General features: G+C 69.4%; 15 protein-coding genes. 4 read left to right on the forward strand and 11 right to left on the reverse strand.

What is annotated here, in order from left to right; translation table 11 throughout:
* Positions 1–87 precede the first annotated feature (87 nt).
* Positions 88–921 carry a tRNA (adenine-N1)-methyltransferase gene (locus LTV02_RS13670; RefSeq protein WP_233040371.1) on the reverse strand — a complete coding sequence of 278 codons (834 nt, stop codon included), beginning with the start codon at positions 919–921 and terminating at the stop codon, positions 88–90.
* A gap of 96 nt (positions 922–1,017) precedes the next feature.
* On the opposite strand from LTV02_RS13670, the gene LTV02_RS13675 reads away from it, so the two are divergent.
* Complete coding sequence (locus tag LTV02_RS13675; RefSeq protein WP_233040372.1) at positions 1,018–1,851, forward strand: RecB family exonuclease; 834 nt, start codon at positions 1,018–1,020, stop codon at positions 1,849–1,851.
* A gap of 48 nt (positions 1,852–1,899) precedes the next feature.
* Here the strand turns inward: LTV02_RS13675 and hisG are convergent, their stop codons facing one another.
* The 3 genes from hisG to LTV02_RS13690 form a co-directional block, all read right to left on the reverse strand.
* The gene (gene hisG / locus LTV02_RS13680) at positions 1,900–2,751 is read right to left on the reverse strand and encodes an ATP phosphoribosyltransferase (protein WP_233040373.1); all 852 of its coding nucleotides are present in this window, start codon (positions 2,749–2,751) and stop codon (positions 1,900–1,902) included.
* A gap of 84 nt (positions 2,752–2,835) precedes the next feature.
* A complete protein-coding gene (locus LTV02_RS13685; RefSeq protein WP_067710097.1) occupies positions 2,836–3,099 on the reverse strand; it encodes a phosphoribosyl-ATP diphosphatase in 264 nt (87 codons plus the stop codon).
* 66 nt (positions 3,100–3,165) lie between these two features.
* Positions 3,166–4,143 carry a GlxA family transcriptional regulator gene (locus LTV02_RS13690; RefSeq protein WP_233040374.1) on the reverse strand — a complete coding sequence of 326 codons (978 nt, stop codon included), beginning with the start codon at positions 4,141–4,143 and terminating at the stop codon, positions 3,166–3,168.
* Between the two features lie 99 nt (positions 4,144–4,242).
* Between LTV02_RS13690 and LTV02_RS13695 the strand changes: the two genes are divergently transcribed.
* Positions 4,243–4,776: a hypothetical protein gene (locus LTV02_RS13695; protein ID WP_233040375.1), complete on the forward strand. Its 534-nt coding sequence runs from the start codon at positions 4,243–4,245 to the stop codon at positions 4,774–4,776.
* 10 nt (positions 4,777–4,786) lie between these two features.
* On the opposite strand, the gene LTV02_RS13700 is transcribed toward LTV02_RS13695, so the two are convergent.
* From LTV02_RS13700 to LTV02_RS13715, 4 genes are all read right to left on the reverse strand, one after another.
* The gene (locus tag LTV02_RS13700; protein WP_233040376.1) at positions 4,787–5,314 is read right to left on the reverse strand and encodes a TerD family protein; all 528 of its coding nucleotides are present in this window, start codon (positions 5,312–5,314) and stop codon (positions 4,787–4,789) included.
* A 120-nt stretch (positions 5,315–5,434) separates the two neighbouring features.
* Positions 5,435–7,237, reverse strand: a complete 1,803-nt coding sequence (locus LTV02_RS13705) for a choline/carnitine O-acyltransferase (RefSeq protein WP_233040377.1) — start codon at positions 7,235–7,237, stop codon at positions 5,435–5,437.
* Positions 7,234–8,064, reverse strand: coding sequence for a class I SAM-dependent methyltransferase (locus tag LTV02_RS13710; protein ID WP_233040378.1), 831 nt, complete (start codon positions 8,062–8,064; stop codon positions 7,234–7,236). The genes LTV02_RS13705 and LTV02_RS13710 overlap by 4 nt, the downstream gene beginning before the upstream one ends.
* Before the next feature lie 11 nt (positions 8,065–8,075).
* The gene (locus tag LTV02_RS13715; RefSeq protein ID WP_233040379.1) at positions 8,076–8,948 is read right to left on the reverse strand and encodes a HalD/BesD family halogenase; all 873 of its coding nucleotides are present in this window, start codon (positions 8,946–8,948) and stop codon (positions 8,076–8,078) included.
* A 203-nt stretch (positions 8,949–9,151) separates the two neighbouring features.
* Here LTV02_RS13715 and LTV02_RS13720 point away from each other — a divergent pair, with 203 nt between their 5' ends.
* Both LTV02_RS13720 and LTV02_RS13725 read left to right on the forward strand, forming a co-directional pair.
* Positions 9,152–10,537, forward strand: a complete 1,386-nt coding sequence (locus tag LTV02_RS13720) for an NAD(P)/FAD-dependent oxidoreductase (RefSeq protein ID WP_233040380.1) — start codon at positions 9,152–9,154, stop codon at positions 10,535–10,537.
* Positions 10,538–10,676: 139 nt separating this feature from the next.
* Positions 10,677–11,594, forward strand: coding sequence for a toprim domain-containing protein (locus LTV02_RS13725; protein WP_233040381.1), 918 nt, complete (start codon positions 10,677–10,679; stop codon positions 11,592–11,594).
* On the opposite strand, the gene LTV02_RS13730 is transcribed toward LTV02_RS13725, so the two are convergent.
* The 3 genes from LTV02_RS13730 to LTV02_RS39240 all read right to left on the reverse strand — a co-directional run bounded on the left by LTV02_RS13730 (position 11,542) and on the right by LTV02_RS39240 (position 14,691).
* Entirely contained in the window at positions 11,542–11,955 is a 414-nt protein-coding gene (locus tag LTV02_RS13730; RefSeq protein WP_233040382.1) for an MmcQ/YjbR family DNA-binding protein, read from the reverse strand. The two genes, LTV02_RS13725 and LTV02_RS13730, sit on opposite strands and share 53 nt — an antisense overlap.
* A 60-nt stretch (positions 11,956–12,015) precedes the next feature.
* Positions 12,016–12,657, reverse strand: a complete 642-nt coding sequence (locus LTV02_RS13735) for an HAD family hydrolase (protein ID WP_233041568.1) — start codon at positions 12,655–12,657, stop codon at positions 12,016–12,018.
* A gap of 132 nt (positions 12,658–12,789) precedes the next feature.
* Positions 12,790–14,691: a serine/threonine-protein kinase gene (locus LTV02_RS39240; RefSeq protein ID WP_269821646.1), complete on the reverse strand. Its 1,902-nt coding sequence runs from the start codon at positions 14,689–14,691 to the stop codon at positions 12,790–12,792.
* Positions 14,692–14,786 lie beyond the last annotated feature (95 nt).

Below are 14,786 nucleotides of genomic sequence, written 5' to 3' on the forward strand. Positions count from 1 at the left end.
CCGAAATCGGAGTCGCACCTGACCGCAGGCACGCGTGCGGGTCCGGCGACGGCTCTAAGCCGTGCGCTGAAGTCCCGGAGAGGCGGACTAGCCCTTGGAGGGGCGGCGCTGCGGCTTGGGGGCGACGACGCCGTCGGCGAGGCGGCGGGCCTTCACCAGGAACGCGGTGTGGCCCTGCATGCGGTGTTCGGGGCGTACCGCGAGACCGACCACGTGCCAGGGACGCACCATGGATTCCCAGGCGAGCGGCTCGGTCCAGCACTGCTGGCGGCGCAGGTGCTCGACGACCTCGGACAGCTGCGTGGTGGTCGCCACGTAGACCAGCAGGACGCCGCCGGGGATGAGCGCCTTGGCGACCGCGTCCAGCGTGTCCCAGGGCTTGAGCATGTCCAGGATCACGCGGTCGACCTGCTCGCCGGAGTATTCGGCGACATCGCCCAGGGTGACATCCCAGTTCGCGGGACGTTCGCCGAAGAAGCGCTCGACATTCTTGACGGCGTGCTCGAGGTGATCGTCGCGGATCTCGTAGGAGATGACCTTGCCCTCGGGGCCGACCGCGCGCAGCAGCGAGCAGGTCAGTGCGCCCGAACCGGCGCCGGCTTCCAGCACGCGCGCGCCGGGGAACATATCGCCCTCGTGCACGATCTGGGCGGCGTCCTTGGGGTAGATGACCGCCGCGCCGCGCGGCATGGACAGCACGTAGTCGGTGAGCAGCGGGCGCAGCGCCAGGTACTGGGTGTTCTTGGCCGAGGTCACCACGCAGCCCTCGTCCGCGCCGATCAGATCGTCGTGCTCGATGTGCCCGGCGTGGGTGTGGAACTGCTTGCCCGCCTCCAGGATCACCGTGAACTTGCGCCCCTTGGCGTCGGTCAGCTGTACCCGGTCACCGATCTGGAAAGGGCCGGTTCGTCTGGCCGTCATGAAACTCCGTTCGCTGTTGGTCTGGGCGGGGTCGCCGCGATTTCGCTGCTCGATGAGCACCGCACCTTGTCGGTGCCTGCGTCTAGCCTGCCAGGTATGTCGGTACCCGCTATCACTACCCCGGAGACGGCGGGTTTCGCCCCGCGTGGTCCGGCGCTGTCCCCTTCGCGGGCAATCGATTTCAAGCAGTGCCCGTTGAAGTACCGGCTGCGCGCCATCGATCAGATTCCGGAGCCGCCCTCGCGCGCGGCGGTGCGCGGAACGCTCGTGCATTCGGTGCTGGAAGCCCTGTTCGACCTGCCCGCCGGGGATCGGGATCTGCCGGGCGCGACGACGCTCATCGAACCCGCGTGGAACGCGATGCTCGAGGCCCGGCCCGAGGTGGCCGAGCTGATCGCCGAGGACGACCGGGCGGTCTTCCTCGCGGAAGTGCGCGGGCTGGTGGACGTGTACTTCCGGCTGGAGGATCCGTCCGGCTTCGAACCGGAGTCCCGCGAGACCTTCATCGAAACCGAACTGGCCGACGGCACCCCGCTGCGCGGCATCGTGGACCGGATCGACCGCACGCCCGCCGGTGCGCTGAAGGTCGTCGACTACAAGACCGGCCGGGCTCCGGGGATCGATTACGAGACCAGGGCGCTGTTCCAGCTGAAGTTCTACGCCCTGGTGCTCATGCGCATGTTCGGGACGGCTCCCGGGCAGCTCGAGCTGATGTACCTGGCCGACGGCCAGACCCTCACCTACGAGCCGGATGCCGAGGAGCTGTCGCGGTTCGAGAAGATCCTGTCGGCGCTGTGGTCGGCGATCGTCACCGCCGCCGAAACCGGGGACTTCCCGCCCAATCGCAGCTGGATGTGCCAGTTCTGCGATTTCAAAGCCCTGTGCCCCGAATTCGGCGGCACCACACCGCCTTTCCCCTCCGGCTCCTGACCCGCGCGCCCCGCCCGCCGTGCGTCGGCACGGCGGGCGGGCCCGCTCTCAGAACGCCCGGCAGGACCGGATGTCCGTGGCCAGGATCGCCTTGGCGCCGAGTTCGGCGAGCTGATCCATCAGCTCGTTGCCGTTCTTGCGCGGCACCAGCGCACGCACCGCGACCCAGTTCGGATCGGTGAGCGGCGACACGGTCGGCGATTCCAGACCGGGCGTGATCTGCACGGCCGCGTCGAGGAGTTCCTTCGGGCAGTCGTAATCCAGCATCAGATACTGCTGGGCGAACACCACGCCCTGGATGCGGGCGACGAGCTGATTGCGCGCCTTGTCCTGCTGGTCCGCGCCCTTGGCCTCGATCAGCACGCTCTCGGAATCGCACAGCGACTCACCGAAGGCGACCAGGTTGTGCTGGCGCAGGGTGCGGCCCGAGCCCACCACGTCGGCGATGGCATCGGCCACGCCGAGCTGGATGGAGATCTCGACCGCGCCGTCGAGGCGAATCACCTCGGCCTCGATCCCGCGCCGCGCCAGGTCGGCGAGCACCAGGTTCGGGTAGGAGGTGGCGATGCGCTTGTCGTAGAGGTCCTCGACCTTCCATTCCCGGCCCGCGGGCGCGGCGTAGCGGAAGGTGGAGCGGCCGAAGCCCATGGCGAGGCGTTCCTGCACGGGCGCACCGGAATCCAGCGCCAGATCGCGGCCGGTGATGCCGAGATCCAGTTCGCCGGAGCCGACGTAGATGGCAATGTCCTTGGGCCGCAGGAAGAAGAACTCGACCTGGTTGGCCGGATCGAGCACGCTCAGATCGCGGGCGTCGGAACGCTTGCGGTAGCCGGCCTCGGCGAGGATGGCGACGGCGGATTCGGAGAGCGCGCCCTTGTTGGGTACGGCGACGCGAAGCATGGGGTGTCCTTTCGGGACGGTGGATGGGAGGAGACGACTACGGACCAGCGAGCGCCGCGCCCGTGAGCGCGGCGATATCAGCCGTCACAGATGTCGGTAGACGTCTTCCAGCCGCAGGCCGCGGCCCACCATCAGCACCTGCACCCAATACAGCAGCTGCGAGATCTCCTCGGAGAGCGATTCGTCGCTCTCGTGCTCCGCGGCCAGCCACACTTCACCGGCCTCTTCCAGTACCTTCTTGCCCTGCGCATGCACGCCGGCGTCCAGGGCGGCGACGGTCCCGGACCCCTCGGGGCGGTTGACGGCACGATCCTGCAGCTCGGCGAACAGGGCCTCGAAAGTTTTCACGGTCGAACATTCTTTCAGATCGCCGCACACTCCCTGCAACGCACTCCCGCCTCCCGATCTCCGCCGTCAGGACGGCGTCGCCGCGGCGGCCCGCTGCCGCGCCCGATACACCGAAGGGGCGACACCGAATTGCGCGGCGAAGGCTTGGCGCAGCGTCTCGGCGGAGGCGAATCCGCATTGCGCGGCAATATCGTCGAGCCGCAATCCGGTGCCCGCCAGCAATCGCGCGGCGGCGTCCACGCGCATGCGCCGCACATAGCGGGCCGGGGTCTCCCCCAGTTCGGCCACGAACAAGCGCGTCAGCTGCCGTTCGCTGAGTCCGGCCGTCGCACCGAGCGCCTCGACGCCGAGGTTCCCGTCCAGGTGTCCCGCGATGTGCTCCACCAGCCGGTGCACCAGCCGATGCGCCGGTTCCGGATTGCCCACGAACACGCTGACCTGCGCTTGATCGCCCGGCCGCCGCAAATAGGTGACCAGGCCCATGGAGACCCGCCGGGCCAGCTCCGCGCCGTGGTCCTCTTCGATGAACGCCAGGGTCAGATCCAGCGCGGAGGTCACCCCGCCGGAGGTGGCGATAGCGCCGTGCCGCACGAAGATCGGCTCGGGATCCACCTCCACCTCGGGATAGGCGGCGGCCAGCTGCGCGGCGTAGAACCAGTGGGTGGTGGCGCGGCGGCCGTCGAGCAGTCCGGTGGCCGCCAGCACGCTGGCTCCGGTGCACACCGACGCGACCCGGCGCGCCTGCCGGGCCAGCCGCCGGATGTGCCCGACGAACCGGTGGTCGGCGGCGGCGTCCAGATGGCCGAGCCCGCCGGAGACGACGAGGGTGTCGATGGCGGCGTTGAACTGTTCGACGGCGCCGTGGGCGCTGAGCGTCAGTCCCGAATCGCATTCCACCGCAAGCCCGCCCGGGGTCACGATCGCCATCCGGTAGGGCGGCGTGGCCCCCATGCGATTGGCCATGTCCAGGGTGGAGGTCACCGATGCGATGTCGAGCAGCTCCACCCCCGGGTAGCCGACCACGACGACCAGCCGTTCCGCCATACCGCCGATCCTAGTGAATCCGCCACGAATCCCAGCGATTCGGTCATTCGCGGCAGCCCGTCTGGTCCGGCCCCGGGCTGCGGCGCGACGGTGATTGTCATGCACGACACACCGATTCGGCCCCGCGCCGTCACCGTCTGGCCCGCCGTGGCCGCCCTGCTGCTGGCCACGGCCACCGCTTTCGATCTGAGCACCGGCGTGGATCTGGCGCAGATCGTCGCCGCCTCCGCCATCGTCTATCTGGGCAGCGCCGCGCTGGCCGACCCGCGCGCCGCCTGGCCGGTCTTCCTCGTCACCTTCGTCGTCATCGGCGCGGCGAAAGCGACCGGTTTCGACGGCACCTGGGTGCTGCTGGCGCTCGCGGTTCCGCTCGCCGGATACGGCCTGCTGCGCCGCCGGGACATCACGCTGCAAGCCGTGGCCATGCTCGCCTTCGGCGCGGTGGCCGTGGCGGCACTGCTCATCGACGAGCGGGCCGGCGCCTACCTGGTGGCCGCCGGCCTGCTCGCCCACACCGCGTGGGACATCCACCATTTCCGCACCGACCGCGTGGTGGTCCGGTCCATGTCCGAGTTCTGCATGGTGCTGGACACGCTGCTGGCGCTCGCCATCATCGCGCTCGAAATCGCTTGAGCGCGTGCGGCTATGCCATGGCGAAGCGCAGCAGGGCCTGCATATCACCCTGCTTGATCTTGCCCTTGCGGTCCAGGACCTCCAGCTGCCAGTTCGGGCCGTTGCGGAAGGCCCGGGCGATGGCATTGGCATTGTCGGTGCCCAGCAGGGACGGCCAGATATCGGCCACCTGCTGGGTGGACCCGCCGGAGGCGTCGTAGATCTTGAAGGAGATGTTGTTGGCCTTCTCGAAGCTCGAGCCCTTCTTGAAGGCCGAGGCCACGAAGATGATCGAGTCGATGGCCGTCGGGACATTGGCGAAGGTGACGTGCACCGTCTCGTCGTCGCCGGAGGCCGCGCCGGTCTGCTCGTCACCGGTGTGCTGGACCGAGCCGTTGCCCAGCGGGTCCAGCGAGTCCAGCCCGGCGAACCGCACCGGCTCCGCGCCCTGCATGAGAATCGCGACCAGATCCAGGTCGACGCCCTTCTTGCGTTTGGCGATGCCGAGCAGTCCACCGCTGACGCCGCCCGAGGGATCCCAGCTCACCCCGACGCTCATCTTCGTGATCCCCGCGAGATCCGCTGCACCATCTTCTTTTCGAAGCGTAATCACAGCACACACCCTACCGACGAAATCGGACATGGGTGTGGCGCAGCGGAATCCCCGGGGTGACGAACATCAGACTTCCAGCAACTCCGCGAGTTCGGCTACTGCGGTGCGCAATTCATCGGCGAAGCCGAACATTTGCTGGGAGACCGATTTCGGGGTGGCGAGGTAGAGGTTCCAGCGGTCGGGCAGCAGCACGTACGCGATCCCGATGCAGGTGGGACTGGTGGAACCGAACCCGAAGTACCGGATGTTCACCGAGGGTGCGGAACTGGTGCTGAGGTAGTCGTCGCGGGTGATGCGCCAGCCGGGGCTGTCGTAGAACGCCATGGGCGCGGTGGCGCCCAGCTGCTCCCCGCGCCGGCGCTGGATCATCTGGAGTTCCCACAGGTGCTGTTCGGGCGCTTCGCCGCGCTGGCATTCCTGCGCCCGCCGCACGTGTGCCTGCGCGGCGGCGCGCGCGGCGGACCGCTTGCCGTCGGCATCCACCTCCGGATCGAGCATGGCCGCGACGAATTCGAGGATCTCGGGTGTCACCACGCGCATGGCCTCGGTGCGGCCGTTGCGGAACTGGCGGGTCGCGATGGACTCGTAGGTGGCTCCCGTCAGCCCCTTGCTGCGCCGGTGTGCCAGCTGATAGCTGAGCTGTGCGAAGGCATCCGGGGAGATGCCGAGGCTCTTGGCCTTCGCGGTGCCGAAGTCGAAGGACACGGTGGTGGTGGCGGTGTCGGCGGCGTATTGCGCGAAGGCCGCGGCCGCGGTGGCCACCGTCGTCTTCTGCTCGGCGTCGAGGACGAATTCGATCGGCTCGACCGCGGGCAGGCCCTGCGGTTGCGCTCCCGCCGCCGTGGCGTGTTCGGTCACCGCCGTTTCCAGCAGGGTGTCCACGAAGGACAGGATGGTGGTGCCGTCCAGTCCGCAGTGCTCGACATTGATGCCGGCCTGCCCGTCGGAGAAGACGATGAACGACACCGCCTTGTCGAACCAGCGGTTGCCGCTGTCGCCGTGCAGCAGTTGATCGCAGGCGTGCAGTTCGTCGCGCGGGGCGAAATCTTCCAGGCACACGCAGAACAGCGCGGTCTCGATGGTCTCGAACGCGGCGGAATTGGCGGGCTGCAAGGCATTTCGCACCGGCGCCCACTCCACCCGGGCCATGGTGGTCAGATGCCCGGCCGAGGCGCTGATCGGCGGGCGGCGGGTGCCGGCCTTCATGACCGCGCGCAGCCCGTCGGCCAGGTCCTCGGGCGTGTACGGCGCGCCCGCCGGCCCGAGCACGTCCATCCGGAACATATTGCCGCGGTAGAACACCACGATGTGCCGGGCCTGCGACGGCCCCGGCCATTCCTCGGTGTAGGGCACCCGCACGGTGTCCTGCGGATCGTCCGGAATGCGCGTCTCGGAGAACAGGAATTTGTTCTGCGCCATGTTCAAACGCGTACCGCGCTGGGTGACCGGCGGGATCTCCTCCTTGTCCAAGCGCAGCTTGTAGTCGACCGCGGCGGTCACCAGGGCCGCCGCCCGCTCGGCCTGATCGGCGGTGGTGGAGGTCGCCAGCACCGTGTCGTCGCGGAACAGGAAGAAGAAGTTGGCGTTCAGGGCGATGCGGTCGCGCCGCCCGAGGTAGCGGTTGGGCCAGAATTCGTCCAGCCAGCTGCCCACGCCCGGGGTCGCGTCGAACCGTTGCAGGTCGGCGTGCAGGGTGCGGGCGGGGCTGTCGGGCCGCAGCAGATCTTCGACGGCGGCCGCGGTGGCGGCGTATTCGTCGTCGCCGAGCAGCGGCGCGGACCAGTGCAGGAACCGGGTGCAGCTCTCCTCCAGGGTGGGGAGCGGCACGCGGGGCAGCTGATCGTCGTGGGCGAAGGTCCGTTCGCTCAAGAGAGTTCCTCGGGGTCGATGGATAGGTTCACGGACGGTCTGGACAGGTAGAGCTGGGCGTACAGCCAGCCGTCGGATTCGAGACCGGCGGCGTCGATCCCGTTGTCCTCCAGCGTATTCAACACTCCGGCCTGTTCGTCTGCCGAGGCGAATCTGCGCTGCCGGAACGCTCCGGGCATGCGCTGGGTGCGGTACCCGAGCGCGCCCAGCCGGGCGGCGATGGGATCGAAGGCGAACATGCGTAGCACGAAATGCGCCATCCAGGGGAGCTTTCCGCCATGTGCGGTGGCCACCCGCACCAGGGTGCGGTCGGTGATGTAGCCGACGCAGCCGGTGGAGATGACCAGGTCGGCGGTGGCCAGGATCTGCCGCTGCGGTTCGGTGGGGTCGCCGGCCTCCAGGTCCGCGTGCACGGTGTCGTCGAGGAAACCGGCCTCGTGCGCGTATTTCAGGGCGGGGCCGGAGGCGTCCATGCCGATGAAGCGCACCCCGGGCAGCCGGTCGCCGGTGCCGAGCAGTTCCCGGTCGGCCGCGATCAGGTCGTCGCCGTCGTGTTCGGAATAGTGCCCGGCCAGTTCGCTCATGCCCAGATCCAGGCGCAGCAGGGCCGCGTTCACCCCGTACGAGCAGCCCAGGTCCAGCACGGTGGGCGAGCCGATGCCGGTGGCGGCGCGATGGTCGGCGATGAACTGCCGGAAGTGCGGCGCCGCCAATTCCGGTATGCGGTAATCCAATTCGGCCATGCGGGCGTAGTAGGCGCGGGGATCGGGCCGCTCGTAGATGTCGTCGAACGAGGCTTTTCCGGTGTTGTGCAACGAAACCGGCATGCGGTCCCCTCTCAGTCGAGCAGTCCGTCGCCACGGACGGTGGCGGCGGCGAGATGATCAGGCAGCACCCGGCCGAAGAGCTGGCGGGTGCGTTCCACGGTGCCGATGACGCCGGGGCTGTCGCTGTAGGCGAAGATCGCCGAATGTCGTTGCACCGTACCGCCTACCGGCGCGACGCGGTGTAGCGAGAACCGGCCTTGGAACAGCTGCAGATCGCCGGGGCGCAATTCCAGCCGCCGGATCAGATGCTCGCCCCGGTCGGTGAGGACGTCATTGACGTCGCCGAGGTTCTCGGCCGTACGCGAGCGAATGTTCGGGCAATATTCGAACACCCCACCGCATTCCGGCTCCTGGGTGAGCATGCTGACGGTGAACTCGTTGGTGTCGAAGTGCCACGGGTGCGACATGCCCGGCGCGACCACGTTCAAGCAGAGCCCGGCCAGCGGATCGGTGTATTCGTGCAGCTCATCGAGGCCGAAACAGTCCGCGACGAAACGCTGGAAGGTGCGGCTGGTGTAGAGGCGGTGGATCAGCGCGTCGGCGGGGATCAAATCCCTTGCCACGAAGGCGTTTCCGCGCCGCAGCACGATCCGCCCCGGATGGTCGGCCGGCAGGTCGGCATCGAGCGGAATGTTGTAGGCATTGACCTGCTCGACGGTGTAATACGCCTGCGGCGCCATGGCCACGCCCTCGGAGCGCAGCGTCCGGATCCGCTCCGGGGTGATGAACCCGCGCAGCACGCAACACCCGTCCGCCGCCAGCTCCGCCCGCGCGGCGCGCACCACGGCTGCCCAGCGTTCACTGCCCGGTGCGTCCAACGGATAACGAACGAAATCCACGCCGGGTACATCGCACGCGTCTACCCAGCCCCCGGTCCCAACCATGACGACCATTCTGGACGCAGCAACCGCCGACACGCCCGGAATGTCCATCGATTGTGGATTGCCACTTTTTCTGTGTGCCAATAATTTTCATGCGATCGTGACGTGACACAAATCCCGTCGCTTCGCCGCGCCGGGTGGCCGGCCGTGTCCGCTGAACGACCCCCGAGATGCCGAATGCTCGCAGATAGCCGAGGATGCCTGATATGTCCTTTGTCAATGGTTCGGTGTCGTATTGGTTCCGCGAGCTCGGGGAGGTGCGGGCGGGGGCGCCGCTGTCCGGGCACGTGCAGGCGGATGTGTGCATCGTCGGGGCCGGGTACACCGGGCTGTGGACCGCCTACTACTTGAAGAAGGCGCAGCCGGATCTGCGGATCGTGGTGCTGGAGAAGGAGTTCGCGGGGTTCGGGGCGTCGGGGCGCAACGGCGGGTGGGTGGTCGGGGAGATCGCCGGATCGGCGGAAGTGTACGCGCGGCGGCACGGGCGCGATGCGGCGGTGCGGTTGCAGCGGGCCATGTTCGAGACGGTCGAGGAGATCGTGACGGTCGCGGCGGGCGAGGGTATCGACGCCGATATCGTCAAGAGCGGGCAGACCACGGTGGCACGGAACGCGGCGCAGCAGCGGCGGCTGAGCGAGACGCTCGCGCATGCGCGGGACTGGGGTTGGGGTGCGGACGATCTCATGATCGTCGAGCCCGAGCAGCGGATCCGGGTCGCGCAGGCGACGGGAGCGTTGTGGACGCCGCATTGCGCCCGGGTGCAGCCGGCCAAGCTGGCGCGCGGGCTGGCCGAGGTGGTGCGGGGGCTCGGCGTGGTGATCCACGAAGGCACCGAGGTCGAATCGGTCCGGGCCCGAACGGGTTCCGCGCCGGCGGCGGCCGTCACGGCGCGCGGGACGGTGACCGCGGACTACGTCATCCGGGCCACCGAGGGCTTCTCCGCGGCGTTCGGGGCGAGCCATCGCGATTGGCTGCCGATGAACAGTTCCATGATCGTCACCGAGCCGTTGCCGGCGGCGGTGTGGGACGAGATCGGCTGGGCGGGAGCCGAATTGCTGGGCGATATGGCGCACTACTACATGTACGCCCAGCGCACCGCGGACGGGCGGATCGCGTTCGGCGGGCGGGGCAAGCCGTACCGTTACGGCAGCCGGATCGACGACGCGGGCCGCACCCAGGAGTGGACGGTCGAGGTGCTGCACGGCATGCTCGCCGACTTCTTTCCCGCCGCCGCCGACGTCCCCTTGGAGCATGCGTGGTCGGGGGTGCTGGCCGTGCCGCGCGATTGGTGTTCGACCGTGGCGCTCGATCACGCCACCGGCCTGGCCTATGCGGGCGGATACACCGGCCACGGCGTCGCCGCCACCAATCTCGCCGCGCGCACCCTGCGGGACCTGCTGCTGCGCCGCGATACCGAATTGACGAGTTTGCCGTGGGTGAACTGGCCGGTGCGGCGGTGGGAGCCGGAACCGCTGCGCTGGATCGGCGTGCAGCTCATGTACTCGCTGTACCGGGCCGCCGACCATCGCGAATCGCGACTGGGCCGGACCTCGCGCATCGCCAAGGCGGCCGATCTCCTCTCCGGGCGTTGACCCCACACCGGTGCGCGCACCCGCGCGCACCGGTGCAAGCGCACCCGTACGCACCGCATTTCCGCTGCGTAACAATGCTTTTGGTGCCGTTTGACAGTTCTCCGGATCCGGGTACACCGGAAGGGAGAGGACTTTCGCCATGGGTATCGACGGCTCCTGGAACACCATCACTCACGCATTGAACGAGGTCAGCGGCCCCGGGCGGCGCGGCACGGAATGGACCACCTACCTGTGCCCGGTCCACGAGGCCGACGGCCGCCGCCATCATCCTTCGCTCGGCGTCGTCTACAACCATCAGCGGCAGCGCACGGTGGTCCGCTGCTTCGCGGGGTGCTCCGATACGGACGTGCTCGAGCGGCTCGGCCTGCACGTGCGCGATCTGTTCGATCGCCCGCCCGATCCACTGGTCCCCCGCCGCACCGGACCGCCCCCGGCGCTCGCCGTCGCGGACCGCGCGATCCTGGCCGCGGGCCTGCCGTTGTCGGTGCACAAGCCGAACCCGGGCCCGCGCCTGCGCCGCCCGATCCGGGTCGCCGCCTACATCTATCGCCGCCCGGACGGCAGCGCCGCCGGCCGGGTCATCCGCTTGCGCACCCTGCACGCGCGCGGCTTCGCCAAGTCCTTCTATCAGGAGCGGCGCACCGAATCAGGGTGGGAGCCGGGCGGTTTCCCGCGTTTTCCGTTCCAGCTCCCGCAGCTGCTGGCCGCCGTGCGCACCGGCCGCGATATCTACGTCTGCGAAGGTGAAGCCGATGTGCTGACCGCCACGCACGCCGGGCGCACCGCGACCTGCAATGCGGGCGGCGCGAACGCCTGGCATCCGGAGCACGCGGCCTGGTTCCGCGGCGCGCACCGGGTCTGGATCGTCGCCGATCGCGATGCGCCCGGCTACCGGCACGCGGCGCGGGTGGCCGAATCCCTGCGCGACCTGGTGGGCGAGCTGCGGGTGGTGCAGGCCCGCGACGGCAAGGACCTCACCGATCACTGCGATGCCGGGCACCAGATCAGCGAGCTGGATCCGGTGCCGATCCTGGATCAGCACTATCGCGCGCTGTGACCGGTGCCGAATCCAGCTGGGCCACCAGTGTTTTCGGCGCGACCATCCGGTAGGCGTCCTCGACGATCTCGGCGATCTCAGCCCAGTCCACCGCGACGTCCAACCCGACGCCCAGCCACCCGCGATGCCCCACATAGGGCGGCCGGAAGAACCGTTCCGGCACGCTGCCCACCAGTTCCTCCTGCACGCCCGGCGGTGCGGCGCACCAGAATCCGAGCCGGCCGCCGTGATGTTCGTTCGAGAACATGACGAACGTCTTCTTGCCGCGTACGAACCAGGTCGGTTCACCGTGGCTGAGCCGTTCGGTCACCTCGGGCAGCGCCAGGCACAGCGCGCGCAGCGGCTCCAGGACATCGGTCATGGTCGAAGGCTAGGCGGTCGCGGCGGGCCGGCGCTTGGAGAAATGGGAACCGCGATGGTCTCAGGCGTGGCGGGCCCGCACCAGATCGTGCAGATGGTCGGCGGTCAGCCCGATGAGCGAATCACGAAAGATACGACCGGGCGCGTCGGGGACGGCGATCTCGCACGGAATCACGATCACCGTGCAGCCCGCGGTCTCCGCCGACACCGCACCGGTCGGCGAATCCTCGATGGCGATGGCCCGCTGCGGCGCCACACCCAGCAGTTCGGCCGCCCGCAGATACAGATCCGGCGCCGGTTTGCCCTGCGCGACCTCGTCCGCGCAGACGGTAGCGACGAAGTTCTCCCGGCCGAGCGTATCGAGCCCGTACTCGGTGAGCGAGCGTTTGGTATTGGTCACCAGGGCCATCGGCACACCCGCCTCCCGGAACGCGGCGAGCGCGTCCTGCGCGCCCGGCCGCCACGGAATCGGATCATGGAACAGCTCGACGACCCGCCGCTCCAGCCACTCCCCGGCCTCCCGCACCGCATCCGGCGTGGGATCCAGGCCCAGGCTGTTGAACAGGATCCGCAACGCGTTCGGCCCGGAAGCGCCGATCAGGGCATGCCGGATCTCCTCGGTCATCTCGCGCCCGAGCTCCACCGACAGCTCGCGCACCGCGATATCCCACAGCTTTTCCGAATCCAGCAGCGTGCCGTCCATATCCCACAGCACCGCGTCCGCCCGCGTCACCGAACCACCCGTCCCTTCCACTGCCCTGACCCGCACACCACCTGACAACGGCCCGCACGCGGCGGGCCGTTGTCCAGCCTAACCAGGGACGACCGTCGCCGCTTACCCGCGCTGTGAGTCGGCGATCACCAGACGGCCGCCGTCACCGGTCACCCGGAACCAGCGGCGTTCGGATTCGGAGTAGCCGTTCTTGTGGGTGTAGGTGACGGTGCCGACGACGGTATCGCCCTGCTGGGTGAGCCCGGACACGCTCACCGCGCTGAACTGGCCGAAGAACGCGGAGTAGGAATTGAATCCGCCCGCCGCGGCCTGATATCCGGGCGAGAGCATGGCCCACGCACCGTTCACGTTGCCGGGGAGCTGACCGTAGTAGCTCTGTACGAACGCGGTCTGCGCGGCCGCGTTCGGCGGGCCGAACGGCGTGGTGGTCGGCGGGGGTGTGGTCGTGGTGGTCGGTTTGCCCGAGCTGGACGGCGGCGGGGTCGAGGACGGGGGCACCGTGCTGGACTGCTGCGGAACCTGCCCGGCGGCGCTGGTGCGCGGGGGCTGTTGTCCCGCACCGCCGTCCGACGCGCCGCTGCCCGCCGAACCGCCGGTGCCGCCGCCCGTGCCGGAGTCGCCGCCGGTGTTCGGGTCGGCCTGCGCCGACACCGACGCGCCGCCGGTGGCGATCGGCGGATTGTCGCCGCCGCCACCGCGATTGAGCGAGGTCGCGATCACCACGGCGATGAGCACCGCGGCCGCGACGCCCAGGGCGATCAGGGCCAGGCGACGCCGATTCCCGTCGGCCGCACCGGAATTCGAGGTGAACGGCACCGGCGGCACCGGAACGCCGGGCGCGGTGCCCCGGCCTGCGCCTTGGCTCGTGCCGATGAACTCGGTCGCGTCGCCGGAGTTCGCGGTGGAACCCCCCGTACGGGAACCGGGCAGGACGGTGGTGGCGTCCGAACCCGCCCCCGCCGCAACGGCTCCGGCTCGTCCCGCGTCTCCCCCGGTGCGACCTGTTTCACCGGGACGCCCCGGATCGGTGCCGGTGCGACCGGAGCCCGTACGGCTGGCCGCGGCGGCCATGCCCGCGGCTCCGGCGGCGATCCCGCCCCCGGTGCCGCCATTGCGGCCCTTGCCGCCGGTGCGCCCGCCACGACCGCCGGTCCCGGTGGGACGCGGCCCGAAACCGCCTGTCCCCGGACCGGATTCGTTCTCCCCGGCCACCGGCAGCACCTTGGTGGCGTGCAGCGGCGCCACGGCCCGCCCATCGGCGACGGCCTGTAGTCGCTCGGCCGCCTGCTCCATGGTCGGCCGGTCGTCGGCCTCGGCGGCCAGCAGATCGATCAGCACCGGCCACAGCGCGGCGGCGTGCGCGGCCACCGGAACCTGCGCCCGCGCCACCGAATGCAGCACGGCGAGGGGGTTGTCGCCCTCACCGAACGGCGGCGCACCCTCCACCGCCGCGTAAAGCGTTGAGCCCAAAGCGAATACGTCGGACGCCGGTTCCGGATTCTCCCCGCGCGCCACCTCCGGCGACAGGTACGCCGGTGTCCCGGCGAGGAATCCGGTGGAGGTGACGGTGACGTCGCCGGTGGCGCGGGAGATCCCGAAGTCGGTGATCTTCACCGTGCCGTCGTCCGCGACGAGAATGTTCGCGGGTTTCACATCGCGATGCACGATCCCGGCCTTGTGCGCCGCGGCCAGCGCCGCGGCCACTTTCGCCCCGATCCGCGCCACCTCGGCGGGTTCCAGGCGCCCCTTCTCCCGCATCAGCGCGGCCAGGCTGACCGCGTTCACGTATTCCATGACCAGCCAGGGCTGGCCGTCCTCCTCGGCGACGTCGAACACGGTCACCGCATTGGGATGATGCAGCCGCGCCGCGATCCGCCCCTCGCGCATGGCCCGCATCTTGGCCTCGATGGCCGCCGACCGGGTCAGGCCCGGTCCGAGCAACAGCTGTTTGACGGCGACCGTTCTCCGCAATCGCACGTCGGTCGCACGCCACACGACCCCCATCGCACCGGTGCCGATCGGATCCGTTAGTCGGTACCGCCCCGCAATCAACCGGTCAGAACTCATGTGGTTGGACCCCTCCTGCTGGCTATCGCGCC

This window comes from Nocardia yamanashiensis (genome assembly GCF_021183565.1).
GTDB lineage: Bacteria > Actinomycetota > Actinomycetes > Mycobacteriales > Mycobacteriaceae > Nocardia > Nocardia yamanashiensis.